Annotated in this window: 14 protein-coding genes; 8 read left to right on the top strand and 6 right to left on the bottom strand. The window is 51.5% G+C overall.

The window, feature by feature from the left end; genetic code table 11:
* Window positions 1-18 precede the first annotated feature (18 nt).
* From holA to ilvA, 4 genes are all read right to left on the bottom strand, one after another.
* Window positions 19-1,053: a DNA polymerase III subunit delta gene (holA, locus tag NWAT_RS02230; RefSeq protein ID WP_013219528.1), complete on the bottom strand. Its 1,035-nt coding sequence runs from the start codon at window positions 1,051-1,053 to the stop codon at window positions 19-21.
* Complete coding sequence (locus NWAT_RS02225) at window positions 1,043-1,573, bottom strand: LPS-assembly lipoprotein LptE (protein WP_232420184.1); 531 nt, start codon at window positions 1,571-1,573, stop codon at window positions 1,043-1,045. The genes holA and NWAT_RS02225 overlap by 11 nt, the downstream gene beginning before the upstream one ends.
* Before the next feature lie 4 nt (window positions 1,574-1,577).
* A complete protein-coding gene (gene leuS / locus NWAT_RS02220; protein ID WP_013219526.1) occupies window positions 1,578-4,037 on the bottom strand; it encodes a leucine--tRNA ligase in 2,460 nt (819 codons plus the stop codon).
* A gap of 66 nt (window positions 4,038-4,103) precedes the next feature.
* Window positions 4,104-5,633: a threonine ammonia-lyase, biosynthetic gene (gene ilvA / locus NWAT_RS02215; protein WP_013219525.1), complete on the bottom strand. Its 1,530-nt coding sequence runs from the start codon at window positions 5,631-5,633 to the stop codon at window positions 4,104-4,106.
* A 106-nt stretch (window positions 5,634-5,739) separates the two neighbouring features.
* Between ilvA and rpiA the strand changes: the two genes are divergently transcribed.
* Window positions 5,740-6,402: a ribose-5-phosphate isomerase RpiA gene (gene rpiA / locus NWAT_RS02210; RefSeq protein ID WP_013219524.1), complete on the top strand. Its 663-nt coding sequence runs from the start codon at window positions 5,740-5,742 to the stop codon at window positions 6,400-6,402.
* Between the two features lie 29 nt (window positions 6,403-6,431).
* On the opposite strand, the gene NWAT_RS02205 is transcribed toward rpiA, so the two are convergent.
* Window positions 6,432-6,710: a PilZ domain-containing protein gene (locus NWAT_RS02205; protein WP_013219523.1), complete on the bottom strand. Its 279-nt coding sequence runs from the start codon at window positions 6,708-6,710 to the stop codon at window positions 6,432-6,434.
* A gap of 151 nt (window positions 6,711-6,861) precedes the next feature.
* Between NWAT_RS02205 and NWAT_RS02200 the strand changes: the two genes are divergently transcribed.
* Both NWAT_RS02200 and lolD read left to right on the top strand, forming a co-directional pair.
* The gene (locus NWAT_RS02200) at window positions 6,862-8,109 is read left to right on the top strand and encodes a lipoprotein-releasing ABC transporter permease subunit (RefSeq protein ID WP_013219522.1); all 1,248 of its coding nucleotides are present in this window, start codon (window positions 6,862-6,864) and stop codon (window positions 8,107-8,109) included.
* Window positions 8,102-8,803, top strand: coding sequence for a lipoprotein-releasing ABC transporter ATP-binding protein LolD (gene lolD, locus NWAT_RS02195; protein WP_013219521.1), 702 nt, complete (start codon window positions 8,102-8,104; stop codon window positions 8,801-8,803). Before NWAT_RS02200 ends, lolD begins: the two co-directional genes overlap by 8 nt.
* Before the next feature lie 3 nt (window positions 8,804-8,806).
* Here the strand turns inward: lolD and NWAT_RS02190 are convergent, their stop codons facing one another.
* Window positions 8,807-9,343: a DUF2062 domain-containing protein gene (locus tag NWAT_RS02190; RefSeq protein ID WP_013219520.1), complete on the bottom strand. Its 537-nt coding sequence runs from the start codon at window positions 9,341-9,343 to the stop codon at window positions 8,807-8,809.
* An 87-nt stretch (window positions 9,344-9,430) separates the two neighbouring features.
* Between NWAT_RS02190 and NWAT_RS02185 the strand changes: the two genes are divergently transcribed.
* From NWAT_RS02185 to lpxK, 5 genes are all read left to right on the top strand, one after another.
* Window positions 9,431-11,785 (top strand): DNA internalization-related competence protein ComEC/Rec2, encoded by a 2,355-nt coding sequence (locus NWAT_RS02185; protein ID WP_013219519.1) that lies wholly within the window; start codon window positions 9,431-9,433, stop codon window positions 11,783-11,785.
* A gap of 96 nt (window positions 11,786-11,881) precedes the next feature.
* The gene (locus NWAT_RS02180) at window positions 11,882-12,583 is read left to right on the top strand and encodes a MotA/TolQ/ExbB proton channel family protein (RefSeq protein ID WP_013219518.1); all 702 of its coding nucleotides are present in this window, start codon (window positions 11,882-11,884) and stop codon (window positions 12,581-12,583) included.
* A complete protein-coding gene (locus NWAT_RS02175; RefSeq protein WP_013219517.1) occupies window positions 12,558-12,983 on the top strand; it encodes an ExbD/TolR family protein in 426 nt (141 codons plus the stop codon). The genes NWAT_RS02180 and NWAT_RS02175 overlap by 26 nt, the downstream gene beginning before the upstream one ends.
* Before the next feature lie 13 nt (window positions 12,984-12,996).
* Window positions 12,997-14,790 (top strand): lipid A export permease/ATP-binding protein MsbA, encoded by a 1,794-nt coding sequence (gene msbA / locus NWAT_RS02170; RefSeq protein WP_013219516.1) that lies wholly within the window; start codon window positions 12,997-12,999, stop codon window positions 14,788-14,790.
* Window positions 14,777-15,796, top strand: a complete 1,020-nt coding sequence (gene lpxK, locus NWAT_RS02165; RefSeq protein ID WP_013219515.1) for a tetraacyldisaccharide 4'-kinase — start codon at window positions 14,777-14,779, stop codon at window positions 15,794-15,796. Before msbA ends, lpxK begins: the two co-directional genes overlap by 14 nt.
* Window position 15,797 lies beyond the last annotated feature (1 nt).

The following is a 15,797-nucleotide window of genomic DNA, read 5'->3' as shown; positions in this document are numbered from 1 at the left end:
ATACCCTCTGGCCAGAGCCTAATTCTCCAACGAGGGAGGAAACAGCTCGGCCCCCGCAATCGCCAAACACAACTGCAGAATGGCCTCCCAAGGGCGGCCCCTCACTGCACCCTTAACCATACAATCAATTTTCCCTAACTGTTGCAAGAAAAGCAGCCAGCGATGCACCGAATGACGGGATAATGCCTTTTTGGTCATGATCTTACGCCGCTCCCATACCCGCTGCTCTCGCAAAGTCTGATCTACCGGCTTTCCCTGGGCACAAGCTCTAGCCATGCGGGCTAATCGCCGTAACTCCCAGGCTAAAGCTCCTACCACAATAACGGGCTCCACTCCTTCAGCCTGTAACCCGCGCCAGATTCGCGCTATCTGGACTACATCGCCGGCTAATGCACTTTCCATAAGACGAAAAACATCATAACGGGCATTATCGGCGACAATCTCTTCTACTCTGCTGGCATCGATAGTCTCTTTTGGAAACAACAGAGCCAGTCTATCAATTTCTTGGGCGCAGGCGAGAAGATTGCCTTCCAGGCGCTCAACCAACACGGCCACGGCCTCTTGAGTAAGGGACAAGCTTCTGCTACGCAAACGGTGTTCAATCCACCGGGACAAGGATGAAATATCAACTTTAAAAATCTGGACCACAACCCCGGTTTGCTCCAAGGCCGAGAACCATCGACTTACCTGATGCCGGCGCTCCAATTTATCGCTAATAATTAACAAGAGTGTATCCGGGCTTGGGTTTTCTCCATAAGTGCGTAATACCTTAGTCCCAGCTTCACTAACCGCATTTTTCGGTAGGCGCAACTCAATAAGGCGGCGGGCGGCAAACAAAGAAAGACCCTTGGTGGCCCATTGCAGTTGCGCCCAATCAAATCCGCGCTCAATATGCATGACCTCACGCTCATAAAAACCCTGGGATTGAGCCCGAGAACGGATGAGATCAGCCCCTTCCTCGATGAGCAACGGTTCATCGCCGAAGAGCAGATAAACAGGCGCTAGTGTGCCTCGCTCTAGATGAGCGGCAAGTTGTTCTAATTTAACCCTCATCCACGTGAGAAGGCGGCAATGCTTCTAGGCGCCAAAGAATCTGCTGCACCATATCATTCTCTAATGTTTCGCGCAGCAGCTTTTCCTGCTCTCCGGCTGAAATGACGCTACTCTGGTCAAACAGATATTGCCGCATCAACTCCAACCGTTGGGAAGGTAGCAAAACTTCTCCCTTAGGATTGATAACTTGGAACTGCAATACATATTTAAGTGCATATTCCTGTACTTTACCCGTGGATTCCACCGAGAGTACTTGCCGTTGCAGCTGGTTATAGGTAATGCTTAATAGGGCTGTGGCCTCTTCAGGAACCGAAGTGATGGTAATACCATGGGCCTCAAGGCGGCGCTTAAGGCCGATACCCAGCGGACTATAAGGCGCGATTCCTTGCAAGTAAGTTTGATTCAATAAGGGTGAAAGTTGGGTATCGCCCCGTAAATGAAAACCACAACCTACCAAAAATACTAGCGAGAGCAAGAGAGCTCTCCCCAGCCATTGGCTCACCATTACAGAAAATTTCAAGGAATCAACTAACCACCAAATTGACGAGACGATTGGGAACGATGATCACCTTTTGTACCGTCTTACCTTCAATAAACCGCTGCACATTGGGTTCGGCTTGAGCCTGACCTTCAATCTCTTCCCGTGGCGCTTGAGCCGCCACCGTAATTTGCCCACGCCGTTTACCATTCACCTGCACGACTAATTCAATCCTTTCCTTAGCGAGGGCATCCGGATCAGCTTCTGGCCACGGCACATCAATGATGGCTTCACGATGTCCCAATTCCCGCCATAACCGATGACAAATATGGGGAGTAATCGGCGAGAGTAATAGCACCACGGCTTCTAGCGCCTCCTGCCGCACCGCTTGTCCTTGGGGAGAAAGACCCTCAAACTTTGCTAACGCGTTCATCAACTCCATGACCGCTGCAATTGCCGTATTAAAAGTATAACGCCGACCAATATCGTCGCTAGCCTTAGTAATAGTTTCGTGAACTTTGGTCCGGACAAGTCTTTGTTCCGTATTCAGGCTGTTCACTTTCAGGACGGGAACCACTCCTGACACTTCGACAACATGGACAGCAACTGTCCGCCAAAGCCGTTTAAGAAAGCGGTGGGCACCTTCTACGCCACTCTCGGACCACTCCAAGGACTGTTCTGGCGGTGCGGTAAACATAATAAACAAGCGGGCCGTATCCGCTCCATAGTGCTCAATAAGCGCTTGTGGATCCACCGTATTGCCCTTGGATTTAGACATCTTGGCGCCGTCTTTGAGCACCATCCCTTGAGTCAATAGATGGGTGAAAGGTTCATCGCTCCGTACCAAGCCCATATCCCTCATCACCTTATGGAAAAAGCGCGCATAGAGCAGGTGCAGCACGGCATGTTCAATGCCACCAATATATTGGTCCACGGGAAGCCAATAATCTCCCCGCTCATCCACCATAGTGGCATTATTATCCGGACAGCAGTAGCGGGCATAATACCAAGAGGATTCAAAAAAGGTATCAAAGGTATCGGTTTCCCTCTTGGCCTGGCCCCCACATTGGGGACAGGATGTCTGGTAAAACTCAGGTAATTCCTTAAGCGGCGAGCGGACTCCATCAAACTGAATCCTTTCCGGAAGCACTACCGGCAAATCTTCCTCGGGTACCGGTATCGCGCCACAACGGGCGCAATGGATGATCGGGATGGGGGCTCCCCAGTAGCGTTGACGGGACACGCCCCAATCCCGCAACCGATAATTCACCCGCCGCTGCCCCTTGCCGCCACGCTCCAAATGCTCTGCAATGGCCGTAAACGCTTGGTCAAAATCCAGGCCAGTAAAGTCACCTGAGTTGATGAGTAGGCCTTTTTCTACAAAAGCCGACTGCTCTAAATTGCAGCTAGCTTGATCATCCTTTGGGGCAATCACCTGTCGAATAGGCAACCCATATACCTTGGCAAATTCATAATCCCGCTGGTCATGGGCAGGAACAGCCATGACTGCCCCGGTACCATAGCCCATGAGCACAAAATTGGCGATCCAAATGGGCACCGCTTCCCCGGTAATAGGATGAATTGCTTTAAAGCCCGTATCCATCCCCTCTTTTTCCAAAGTTTCTAGTATTGCTTCCGAGGTTGCTGTACGCTGGCACTGTGCAAGGAAAGCCGCTAATGCCGGATTAGTTTCTGCCGCCTCCCGGGCCAGGGGATGCTCCGCCGCTACCGAAACAAAGGTAACGCCCATCAATGTGTCCGGGCGGGTAGTGAATACAGCTAGAGCCTCCTTTCCCTCCACCTGAAACTGCACTTCTACTCCCTCAGAGCGGCCAATCCAATTACGCTGCATGGCACGGACCTGCTCCGGCCAACCGGTGAGCTCATCCAAGGAAGTAAGCAATTCCTCCCCATAGGCCGTGATTTTCAAAAACCATTGGGGTATCTCCCGCCGTTCTACGAGGGCTCCTGAACGCCAGCCGCGGCCATCAATGACCTGTTCATTCGCCAAAACCGTTTGATCTACCGGGTCCCAATTAACCAAAGCGGTTTTTTTATACACTAATCCCTTAGCAAACAGTTTTGTAAATAGCCACTGTTCCCAATGGTAATAATCAGGCTGGCAGGTAGCCAATTCACGGGACCAATCATAAGCAAAGCCGAGCCGTTTTAATTGCTTTCGCATATGGCCAATGTTTTCATAAGTCCATTGAGCTGGCGGCACCCGATTTTGAATAGCGGCATTCTCAGCCGGCAAGCCAAAGGCGTCCCAACCCATGGGTTGAAGCACATTTTTGCCCTTCATGCGCTGATAACGGCTGATGACATCACCAATCGTATAATTCCGCACATGGCCCATATGCAGTCGTCCACTAGGGTAAGGAAACATGGACAAGCAGTAGAATTTTTCCTTACCCGGATCTTCACTAACCCGAAAGCTTTGATGCTGTTCCCAATAGGCTTGAGCCTCGGCTTCAATCTGAGCGGCGCGGTAATGTTCGTCCATCGACATTGATAGGTTCACTGGATAAAATGACTTAACTCTAAGGAATAGCTAGTATCCACTATGGAATCACGAGGCTGGCGGTGAACCAAGAAATAACCGGTAAGCGGGATTATCGGTCTCCTCCTGGTAGGTATAGGCAAGTTCATCTAAAAAAGTCTGAAATTCTATTTTTTCGGCGGGAGGCACTTGCATGCCTGCCAATACTCGACCATAAGCCGCCCCATGATTACGGTAATGGAACAAGCTAATATTCCAACGGCTGCCCATGCGGGTTAAAAAACGCAGTAGAGCACCCGGGCGTTCGGGAAACTCAAACCGGTAAAGCACCTCATCCTTTAACTTTGATGCTTGTCCGCCTACCATATAACGCACGTGGAGTTTGGCCATTTCGTTATCGCTCATATCCACCACGGAATAGCCCCTCTGGTGAAGATCATGGAGTAACTGATCCTTGACATGACTGCCGTTGCGCGTCTGAATTCCCACAAACACATGGGCCTCACCGGAATCGCCATAGCGGTAATTAAACTCGGTAATGCCCCGTTTACCAATAGCCTCGCAAAATGCAAGAAAACTACCCCGCTGCTCGGGGATTGTGACACAAAATAAAGCCTCCCGCCGCTCACCTAATTCAGCCCGCTCGGCCACATGGCGCAGCCGGTCAAAATTGATATTGGCCCCACTGTCAATGGCTACCAAACTCTGTCCCCGGAGTTCTTCCCGCTCCACATACTGCTTTAACCCGGCAACAGCCAAAGCCCCTGCCGGCTCAGCGATAGAACGGGTATCCTCGAAAATATCCATAATAGCGGCACAAATAGCATCGCTATCCACCAGCAGCACTTCATCCACGGCTTCCCGCGCAATGCGAAAGGGTTCCTTGCCTACCTGGCGAACCGCCGCACCATCTGCAAAAATACCCACCTGATCAAGCACTACCCGCTCTCCTGCTTGCAAAGCCCGATAAAGGCTAGGGGCATCGTCAGGTTCTACCCCGATAACACGGATTTCCGGCGAAAGGGCTTTAACATAGGCAGCCACCCCGGCAATAAGCCCACCGCCACCTACCGGTACAAATATGGCATGCAACGGATCTGGATATTGGCGCAGAATCTCCATCGCCACGGTTCCTTGACCAGCAATGACTTCAGGATCGTCATAGGGATGGATAAAAGCACACGCCTGCTTTTCAGCCAAACCCAGCGCATATTGGTAGGCTTCATCGTAATTATTGCCCACCAAATTAATCTCAGCACCCAGATCACGCACTGCTTCGATTTTGATTGGCGGTGTTGTCCGAGGCATTACGATTCGAGCGCGTATCCCCAGCTTACGGGCAGAAAGCGCAACGCCTTGGGCATGGTTGCCCGCCGAAGCGGCAATTACTCCCCGTTGGCGTGCCTCCTCCGATAACTGGAGGAGCTTGTTATGAGCTCCCCGCAACTTAAAGGAAAAAACGGGTTGCAGATCTTCCCGCTTTAGCAGTATGGCGTTTCCCAATCGCCCAGACAGACGCCCCATGGATTCCAGCGGAGTTTCCCTGGCAACTTCATATACACGGGCCTTGAGAATGCGTTCTAGGTAGCTGTACAACATAGCCTATATACATTAACAACAATCAGCAACGGTGTCAGCGACTTCCTATTTCCCTTATAATTAATTTGCGTGGAGAATGGACCATACCATAAGGAGCAGGATAGTTATGAGTCCCGATGAAATGAAAAAGCTGGCCGCTAAAGCCGCCCTTGAGCACGTAGAACCAGGTATCATCGTCGGTATGGGCACAGGCTCTACCGTTAACCATTTTATTGATTTACTGGGAACCATTAAAAGCAAGATCGAAGGTGCTGTCTCCAGTTCCGAGGCTTCCACCGCGCGGCTTAAAGCCCTCAATATTCCCGTTTACGAGTTAAATGCGGTAGGAGAAATTCCCCTCTATATTGATGGCGCCGACGAATCCAATCATTATCTACAGCTCATTAAAGGGGGAGGCGGGGCACTAACCCGAGAAAAAATCATCGCCGCTGCCAGCAAGAAGTTTGTCTGTATTGCTGATCAATCCAAGCTCGTTGATATATTGGGCAACTTCCCCCTCCCCGTGGAAGTTATCCCTATGGCGCGAAGCTATGTGGCACGACAAATCGTTAAGCTGGGCGGAGAACCCGTTTACCGGGAAGGTTTTATCACTGATAATGGTAATCAAATTTTGGATACCCACGGACTTTCCATTATGGAGCCTGCTAAACTGGAAGGGCAGATCAATAATATCCCCGGAGTAGTCACTAACGGTCTGTTCGCCATACATCCTGCGGATGTGCTTATCCTGGGTTCTCCAGAGGGCGCCAAAACTATCTATCCTAAATAAACAAAAGCAAAGCGGCCCATTTTTTTGAGCTAATCTAGGAACCTGAGCCCCATTCCTCTGCTATCTTGCCGGATCACTTCCGCTGTAAGAAGGGGCGGGGTTTCGCCGTTGGCAAGAAGGTCTTTAAGCTGCACGGTGACCCGCTCCCCCACTGGCGGAAGTTCCTGTCCATCATCAGTGCTGAGAAAAACTCCATTATTGCTGAGATCATGGGTTTTAAAGGTGAGGGGCTCTTCCGGGGGAGATTGCCATTTAACCCGGACCTCTACGGTAACCGGCAGACGTTCTGATTCTCGCTTCTCAACCATAAGATCTCCTGAAGGCGTTGCGGAAGGGTAAACTTTTTGAACCTTAACTTACTATATCGACCATTTCCCCATGGCATGAGTAGCAATAGCATAAAGCCCTTACTGCCTAGCGGATTGAATAAATCCTCGAAATTAAGCATGATCGTTGCCCATGTTTAAGCCCTTACCTCTTTATATTGGCCTGCGTTATACACGCGCCAAGCGGCGTAATTATTTTATTTCATTCATTTCCTTGACCTCCATGCTTGGCGTGGCGCTAGGCGTAGCTGCTTTAATTACCGTACTTTCCGTGATGAATGGTTTTGAGAAGGAACTTCGTACCCGCATCCTGGGAATGGTTGCCCATGTCATTGTTACTGGCCCCGATGGAACCCTTGAGCACTGGCAGGCCCTTAAGACTCAACTGGAAAAAAACGCTAAGATTGCCGGCATAGCCCCTTTTATTGAAGGGCAAGGCATGGTAACTCACCGCAACCAAGTACAGGGCACACTGGTGCGCGGAATACTCCCTCAGCAAGAGCATCAAGTGCTTGATATCCACGACAAGATGGTGGCAGGCAGCTTGGATGCTCTACGGCCCGGAAGCTTCCAAATCGTATTGGGCATGGATTTGGCCCGCACCCTAGGCGTTTTTATCGGCGATAAAATTACCCTGGTTACTCCTCACGCAACAACCACGCCAGCGGGAATTATCCCTCGCCTTAAGCGTCTCACGGTGGCAGGTGTCTTCCAAGTGGGGATGTACGAGTATGACAGCGCCCTCGCCATCATGAACCTGGAGGATGCGGCAGTTCTCTTTCGCATTCCGGGGAAAGTCAGCGGACTTCGACTTAAGCTCGATAATTTATTTAGCGCCCCCCGTCTCGCCCATGAGCTGCGCGAAACTTTGCCCAGCAACTACCGAACAGCAGACTGGACCTACCAGCATGCCAATTTTTTTCGTGCCTTGAAAACGGAGAAAACGGTCATGTTTGTCATTTTATTTCTGATCGTCGCGGTAGCCGCCTTTAACATCGTCTCCACCTTGGTCATGGTAGTGACGGATAAACAAGCCGATATTGCCATTTTGCGCACCTTAGGGGCACCGCCAGCGAGCATTATGGGAATCTTTATGGTTCAAGGCACGGTTATTGGCTTTATCGGCACCATTCTGGGCATGATGGGGGGGATTGTCCTGGCGTTTAATGTAGAAACGGTAGTACCCCAAATTGAAGCCTTGTTTGGCGTCCAATTTCTACCCGCGGATGTCTATTACATCAGCAAACTTCCCTCAGAATTAAACTGGAGTGATGTCACTACCATTTGCAGCACGGCTTTCCTGCTCTGCCTTCTGGTAACCCTCTATCCCGCTTGGCAAGCCGCCCGTACCCACCCTGCCGAGGCCCTGCGCTATGAATAATACGGAGCAAGAAAGGGTGCTATGGTGCCGCGATTTAGCCCGGAAATTTACCGATGGCTATCTGTCGGTAGAAGTGCTGCGGGAAGTAAATTTATCCATTGCCCCTAGAGAATGCATTGCTATTATTGGCGCTTCAGGCTCGGGCAAAAGCACCTTGCTTCATTTACTCGGGGGATTGGATCGTCCGACCCAAGGCCAAGTCTGGATCGCGGGCCAAAATCTAGCCCAGCTTAACGACACAGAACGGGGCCGGTTGCGTAACCGCGCCCTAGGTTTTATCTACCAACTCCATCACTTACTTCCTGAATTTACGGCCCTGGAAAATACCGCGCTACCCTTACTCATCGCCGGTGCTAGCACAGCCAGCGCCCAGAAGAAAGCCATGGCATTGTTACAACGAGTCGGCCTAGAGGCCCGTTTTAACCATAAGCCGGGAGAACTATCAGGGGGGGAGCGCCAGCGGGCTGCCGTGGCCCGTGCCTTGGTCACCAATCCTCGCTGCGTACTAGCCGACGAGCCAACAGGCAACCTGGATCGAAAAAACGCTGAACAAGTCTTTAAACTCATGCTGGAGCTCAATCATGAGCTAGGTACCGCGCTGGTGATAGTCACCCATGATATCCATTTAGCGGCACAAACCGATCGGGTGCTTACCTTGGTCGATGGGCGCTTAGTGCAAGAGTCATTACCCTAGCGCCTATTTCTCCATTTGCGATATCGCTTTCCGCCGTTTACGATTCCGCCAGCGCCGCGACACTTCCAACCGCCATAAACCCAGCGTGAGCAGCCCGCCAGTAATGCCTGCTACCATACCTACCACAAGACAACCCAATAAAAACGGTTCCCAAGTAGCCGCCAGCCGGGTCTGCAGCCAATGCTGCCAAGTGAAATCCAGCTCCGGTCCATAGACGGGGCTTCCTAGCAGCCATGTCCCAACCTTATAGGCAAAAAAGAACATCGGTCCCATGGTTAAAGGGTTGGTCACCCAAACCATCAAAATAGCAACGGGCAGATTCACCCGAGCCCACGCAGCAGCTATCGCCGCTATCAACATCTGGCCAGGCAGCGGTAGAAAAGCGATAAACAACCCAATACCTACTGCCCCCGCAGTGGAACGGCGGCTGAGATGCCAAAGATCGGAGGCAAAAAACCATTCTCCAAGATGCCGCAAATGTTTATGCTCCTGGAGCTGATGAGGTTGGGGTAAATAGCGTTTAATAATTCGGCGCGGCATAGTGTAAGCAAACCTCAAGCAATTTCACATTGTCATGATTAATCCATAGCTATGATCAGAAGCCTAAACGCATGAGGTCAAATATCCATGATCGGGATCCCAAATATGCTGCTCAATGCGCTCGCCTTCCTCACAGGGATAGTTATTCTACAACAACTACCGCTGCTACCCGACCCCACATGGTCCTTACTATTATTAATCTTGATCCCATGGGTTCTCTTCCAGCAACGCTTACGGCCACTATTGCTGTTTGTCATCGGCTTCCTCTGGGCTTTATTTCGCGCTGATGTATTGCTCTCCCAAGAACTCCCCTTGGCATTAGAGGGCCAGGATATATTACTAGAAGGCACGGTAGATTCCATTCCAGAGATTCTTGATCATAGCCTACGTTTTGCCTTTGCGCCGCAGCGCATAATTTTCAAGAGCCAAACTTGGCAGGGTCCTCAACGGATACGCTTAAGTTGGTATCGTCCCCCCTCACTAAAACTCAAAGCAGGCGATCGGTGGCAACTGCTAGTTCGCCTCAAACGTCCACGAGGGTTTATGAATCCAGGCGGCTTCGATTATGAAGGCTGGCTTTTCCGCCAAGGTTTTCGGGCAACCGGTTATGTCCGCTCGGCAACGGCTAACCGCCTTATCGAATCACACTGGTATCATCATCCTCTTGATCGCGCCCGTCAATATCTGCTTGAGCACATGACTCCCCTCCTTGCCGATAGCCCCCAGCGAGGACTAGTGCAAGCACTCACCCTAGGCGAGCGCGGCGCCATTACCCCTCAGCAATGGCAAGTTCTGGAACGTACCGGAACCAATCATCTGGTGGCGATTTCAGGGCTCCACATCGGGTTACTAGCAGGACTCGCCTATTTTTTGGGACGGCGTCTCTGGTCCCTCCAGGCAACCAATACACTCACTTTGCCAGCCCCCCAGGCAGCAGCCATTGGCGCGATTATCAGCGCCCTTTTGTACGCCGCCCTGGCAGGTTTCTCCATTCCTACCCAACGAGCCCTGATTATGGTCGGCGTCGTTATGCTTGCAGTCTTAGTAAAACGCCCCGTCCATCCTCTCCGTACCCTCGCTTTTGCCCTGATACTAGTGTTGATCTGGGATCCCCTTTCCGCACTTGCCCCAGGTTTTTGGTTGTCCTTTGGCGCCGTTGCAGTCTTGATGATGGGAATGACCGGGCTGCGTCCTTTACCCCACGCTAAAACCCTAGGGTTCAGTATCGTCCCCTATTACCTTGGGCATCTTTGGCGACAATGGGGTAAAGCCCAGTGGATAGTCGCTATTGGACTAGCGCCCTTTCTTTTATACTACTTTCAGCGTCTTTCCTTAATAGCCCCTGTCACCAACCTAGTCGCCGTCCCCTGGATGGGTTTCCTGGTGGTGCCTCCCCTCCTTTTGGGCGCCCTATTACTTATTCCATTCCCGCTTTTAGGAAAGGCCCTTATTAATCTGTCCGATTACCTGCTTGCTCTGCTATGGAGCGTCCTCGTCTGGTGTGCAGAGCCGCCCGCCGCCCAATGGGAGCACACCAGCCCTCCCCTCTGGCTGTTCCTGCCAGCTATCCTTGGAAGCCTGCTGCTACTGGCTCCACGGGGATTACCCGGCCGCTGGCTGGGACTGCTTGCCCTCCTCCCCTTATTGTTAGCGCCTCCGCCTCGACCGGCTCAGGGAGCGCTATGGTTCACCCTACTGGATGTGGGGCAAGGACTTGCGGCAGTTGCCCGCACCCGCCATCACGCCTTAGTATTCGATGCCGGGCCCCGCTATAGCGAGCGGTTTAATACCGGTGAAGGCGTCGTTGCGCCCTTTCTACGTAGCCAAAATATTAATACTATCGACACGCTGGTGATCAGCCATGGCGATAATGATCATCTAGGCGGCGTGGCAGGACTTTTGCGCCATCTCCCAGCTAAACAGATTCTTACTAGCGCCCCCGAACAGCTACCTTGGACCCATCCCAAGTCCTGTATTCGTGGTCAGCAATGGCGTTGGGATGGGGTTGACTTTCACATTCTTCATCCCCCATCCACCGTAGGCCGCGGTAATAACCATTCCTGCGTACTGCTCATCACAAGCGGAACGCAACGCATCCTTATTGCCGCCGATATCGAACGTTCCGCAGAGCAAACCCTGCTCGCGACAAATAGCGACGGACTCGCCGCAACTATTTTAGTGGTCCCTCACCATGGCAGCCTGACTTCTTCAAGCCCGCCCTTTATAGCCGCGGTTAATCCCAAGCACGCCCTGTTTTCGGCAGGCTATCGCAATCGCTGGGGCTTCCCGAAACCGGCTATCATGCAACGTTATCTTCAGCAGGGTGCAAAATTATGGAGCACGGCCCAGCACGGGGCCATTACCTTTCATTTGGATCAAAGTTCTCTCGGTAAACCAGAGACCTTTAGACAATCCAACCGCCATTACTGGACCGGGAATTAAAGCAGGGTTTGGGACTACCTGCCGGTTACAGTATTATTGCCGAAGCTATGCACGCTTGAAAAATATCTAACCACAGCAGAGGAATATTTACGCACCGTGCTTGAAATCATTAAAGCTGGCGGCTGGTTAATGTTACCGATCCTCGCCTGCTCCATCATCGCTATTGGGATTATTATTGAACGTTTCTGGTTTTTGCGCCGGCAACGGGTCGTACCCAAGCATATCGCCAGTCAGATTTGGCAATGGCAATATCGCAATCAGCTCGATAAAATTCATATAAAATCAGTACGAGAAAGCTCTCCCCTAGGCCGAATACTAGCTGCGGGGCTGGTGAACCGAAACCGCTCCCGGGAAATTATGAAAGAGAGTATCGAAGATGTGGGCCGCCATGTCACCCTGGAACTGGAACGCTTCCTGAATACCTTGGGAACCATTGCAGCTATTACGCCGTTGCTTGGATTGCTGGGGACCGTCATTGGGATGATCAAAGTCTTTACCGTCATTACCGCCCAAGGCGTCGATAACCCGGCAGTGCTGGCAGGTGGAATCTCCGAGGCTCTCATCACGACGGCGGCAGGTCTTGCGGTCGCTATCCCCAGTCTGATGTTTTACCGCTATTTTCACGGTAAAGTTATGAGATTGGTAGTAGACATGGAAGAACAGGCCATTAAACTAGTGGAAGTCATGCATGGGGATCGGGAACTTGACCCAATTGACAATCCGGCTGCGCGAGTCTCCGTTGAATCTTCTTTGAAATCTGACGTGGAGCATCATGAATATACACCCGGCCCGACATAACCAACCAGAAATCAATCTGACCCCGCTAATTGATGTGGTGTTCTTACTGCTTATTTTCTTTATGGTCTCAACTAGCTTTAGCCGCGAATCGGCACTAAAAGTAGATTTGCCCGAGGCGGCAACCCACTCTGCCGAGCGGCGGAACGACACACCTCTCCACATAGAAATCGATAAGAAGGATAAAATTGCTATTAATGGTAAACGCCTTATCAATAACCAACCTGCCACACTCATGACGGCTATGAAAGCGGCGGCAGGGAATCGTAAACAGCCCCAAGTTATTATCAGCGCTGATGCCAAAACCGATTACCAATCCATTGTTACTGCCATGGATGTAGTTCAGCAACTCGGCTTTAAACGTTTAAGCCTAGCCACTGCCCGAAAGCAAAACAATCCCTGATTTTTCCATACCGATGACGTTTCCTCCTGCCCTGGACTCCGGGCTTGCGGTTTATCGCCGCCTACTTGGTTACACGCGGCCTTACCGCTGGATATTTGCTGCCTCAATCATCACAATGGCCGTTTATGCAGCCACTGAAACGGGCCTAGCGGCCCTCATGAAACCCTTAATGGACGGAAGCTTCATTGAGCGTGATCCGGCTACTATCCAGATGATTCCTCTCCTCTTAATCGGGCTCTTTGTGATCCGGGGCGGCGCCAACTTTATCACCCAATATGGCCTAAAATGGGTGGCTCGTCGCGTTGTGAGAGACCTACGAGAGCAGATGTTTTGCCACCTCCTTGCCCTCCCGGCACGTTACTATGACCAAAAAGCTTCCGGTCAGCTACTCGCCAAGCTTATTTACGATGTGGAACAGGTTTCCAATGCAGCCACGGATGCCATTATCACCATCGTCCGCGACTCCCTAACCATCCTAGGGCTACTTGCCTGGATGACCTATTTAAATGGTTTGCTTACCCTTATCATTTTAGTCACGGTGCCTCTGATTGCCCTTATCATTTGGTGGGTTAGCCGTCGCTTCCGCCGTATTAGCCGCAAGATTCAAAATTCCATGGGCGATGTCAGCCAAGTGGCCCAGGAAGCCATTGAAGGTCATCGGGAAGTCAAGATATTCGGTGGGCAAACCTATGAAGCCAAACGTTTCGACCAAGTTAATGAGCAAAACCGCCAACAAACCATGAAAATGGCGGCTACTGACGCCATCAGTCAGCCCGTCGTTCAACTTATCGCCGTGCTGGGATTAGCCGGTGTCATTCACCTAGCTACTCGCGAATCCATGCTAGCTCAAATTAGCGTGGGCACCTTTATTTCCTTTATCACCGCCATGATGCTGCTACTTGGCCCCGTTAAGCGCCTGACTAAGATCAACGGAATTTTACAGCGAGGTATTGCCGCTGCTCAAAGCATCTTCGGCCTATTAACAGAAACACCCGAGGTGGATCGCGGGCGGCAATCTCTGGCACGTGCCCGGGGAGCAATCCGCTTTGAACACTTAACCTTTTACTATGAACCCGCCAAAGGTCCAGTGCTTGAAAACATTGACCTGGAAATCAAACCCTACCAAACCATTGCCCTAGTAGGCCATTCAGGTAGCGGTAAATCCACTTTAGTGGGCTTACTCGCTCGTTTCTACGAAACTACTGCTGGGCATATCTTCATTGATGAGATGGATATCCAAACACTTCGCCTGACTGAACTACGCCGGCAAATTGCCCTCGTCAGCCAGCAAATCATCTTATTCAATGACACCATCGCCCATAACATTGCCTATGGCAGCTACCAACAAACCAGCAAACAAGACATCATCCGCGCCGCCGAAGCCGCCCATGCCATGGAATTTATCGACCGCTTGCCCAACGGTTTAGATACGATGATTGGCGAAAAAGGGGTTTTGCTTTCCGGCGGCCAGCGGCAACGTCTCGCGATTGCCCGGGCCCTGCTCAAAGATGCTCCCATCCTCATTTTAGACGAAGCCACCGCTTCCCTAGACACCGAGGCTGAACGGCATATCCAAGCAGCCCTAGAAACCCTGATGCACCAGCGGACAACGCTGGTTATCGCCCATCGACTATCCACCGTAGAAAACGCCGATCAAATCATCGTGCTTCATCAAGGCCAGATTATAGAAAGAGGAACCCATAGCCAGCTTCTTGCCCGCGAAAGTCACTATGCTGGACTCTACCGTTTACAATTTCGCCATGGCCATGAGCACGTTCCACCCCTGAGCGCAAATGTCGGATTATAGCTCCTTAATGCTTCGCTATTGGTATAGTAATCAGCCTTCCCGCTGGTTGCTCACCCCCCTGAGTGGTCTCTTCCAACTAGCAGTCAAAATACGCCAATGGGCCTATACCCAAGGCTTGCTCCATACTCAAATATTCCCTCTGCCCGTGCTGGTCATTGGCAACCTGACCTTGGGAGGAACAGGAAAAACGCCGTTAGTTATCTGGCTAGCCCAATTTCTCAGGCAGCATGGCTATCGACCAGGACTTATCAGTCGTGGCTATGGAGGCCACGCTCAAAATTACCCTCAACGGGTCTATCCTGACAGTGATCCCCATTTAGTCGGCGATGAGGCCGTCCTCCTGGCCCGGCGCACCGGCTGCCCGCTGGTGGTAGGACCTGATCGAGTCGCAGCCTCCCACGCCCTTTTGGCTCATTTTGATTGCAATGTGCTGCTTTCAGACGATGGACTGCAACATTATGCGTTGGGCCGGGATATCGAAATCCTTGTAGTAGATGGGATACGCCGTTTTGGCAATGCTCACTGCCTGCCCGCCGGCCCCTTGCGAGAACCCTTAAGCCGTCTTCGGACCGTGGACTTAGTAGTCACTAATGGAGGAACACCCCAAGGAGGCGAATTCACCATGCATTCGCAGCTTCAAGATGCCTGCCATATCAAAGATGGTACCCTCCGCCCGCTAAAGAAATTCCGCCACGCTAAGCCCCATAGCGTCGCTGGAATCGGAAACCCAGAACGTTTCTTTAGCCAGTTGCGGGCCCTAGAGCTTACTGTCCAGCCACACCCTTTCCCCGACCACTACGGTTTCCAATCCGAAGACTTGGCTTTTGCAGATCGGCAGCCGGTGCTCATGACCGAAAAAGATGCGGTAAAATGTACCCGTTTTGCCCGCGATAACTATTGGTACGTTCCTATGGATGTTTCTCTGCCAGCATCCTTTGGGGCTCACGTACTCAGCCTCCTGCAACAGGCCGCCAAAAAAAAGCTAAACATAGAGACAACAGGATGAT

Origin of the sequence: Nitrosococcus watsonii C-113, assembly GCF_000143085.1 — a bacterium.
Classification (GTDB): Bacteria; Pseudomonadota; Gammaproteobacteria; order Nitrosococcales; family Nitrosococcaceae; genus Nitrosococcus; species Nitrosococcus watsonii.
This window is presented reverse-complemented; position numbering and strand designations above follow the sequence as displayed.

Excerpts from the sequence above, each read along its gene's own strand:
- ilvA (WP_013219525.1), bottom strand. The coding sequence starts at position 5,633 with ATGTTGTACAGCTACCTAGAACGCATTCTCAAGGCCCGTGTATATGAA.
- NWAT_RS02190 (WP_013219520.1), bottom strand. The coding sequence starts at position 9,343 with ATGCCGCGCCGAATTATTAAACGCTATTTACCCCAACCTCATCAGCTC.
- msbA (WP_013219516.1), top strand. The coding sequence starts at position 12,997 with ATGACGTTTCCTCCTGCCCTGGACTCCGGGCTTGCGGTTTATCGCCGC.
- rpiA (WP_013219524.1), top strand. The coding sequence starts at position 5,740 with ATGAGTCCCGATGAAATGAAAAAGCTGGCCGCTAAAGCCGCCCTTGAG.
- NWAT_RS02175 (WP_013219517.1), top strand. The coding sequence starts at position 12,558 with ATGAATATACACCCGGCCCGACATAACCAACCAGAAATCAATCTGACC.
- NWAT_RS02205 (WP_013219523.1), bottom strand. The coding sequence starts at position 6,710 with ATGGTTGAGAAGCGAGAATCAGAACGTCTGCCGGTTACCGTAGAGGTC.
- lolD (WP_013219521.1), top strand. The coding sequence starts at position 8,102 with ATGAATAATACGGAGCAAGAAAGGGTGCTATGGTGCCGCGATTTAGCC.
- lpxK (WP_013219515.1), top strand. The coding sequence starts at position 14,777 with ATGTCGGATTATAGCTCCTTAATGCTTCGCTATTGGTATAGTAATCAG.
- leuS (WP_013219526.1), bottom strand. The coding sequence starts at position 4,037 with ATGGACGAACATTACCGCGCCGCTCAGATTGAAGCCGAGGCTCAAGCC.
- NWAT_RS02185 (WP_013219519.1), top strand. The coding sequence starts at position 9,431 with ATGATCGGGATCCCAAATATGCTGCTCAATGCGCTCGCCTTCCTCACA.
- NWAT_RS02200 (WP_013219522.1), top strand. The coding sequence starts at position 6,862 with ATGTTTAAGCCCTTACCTCTTTATATTGGCCTGCGTTATACACGCGCC.
- holA (WP_013219528.1), bottom strand. The coding sequence starts at position 1,053 with ATGAGGGTTAAATTAGAACAACTTGCCGCTCATCTAGAGCGAGGCACA.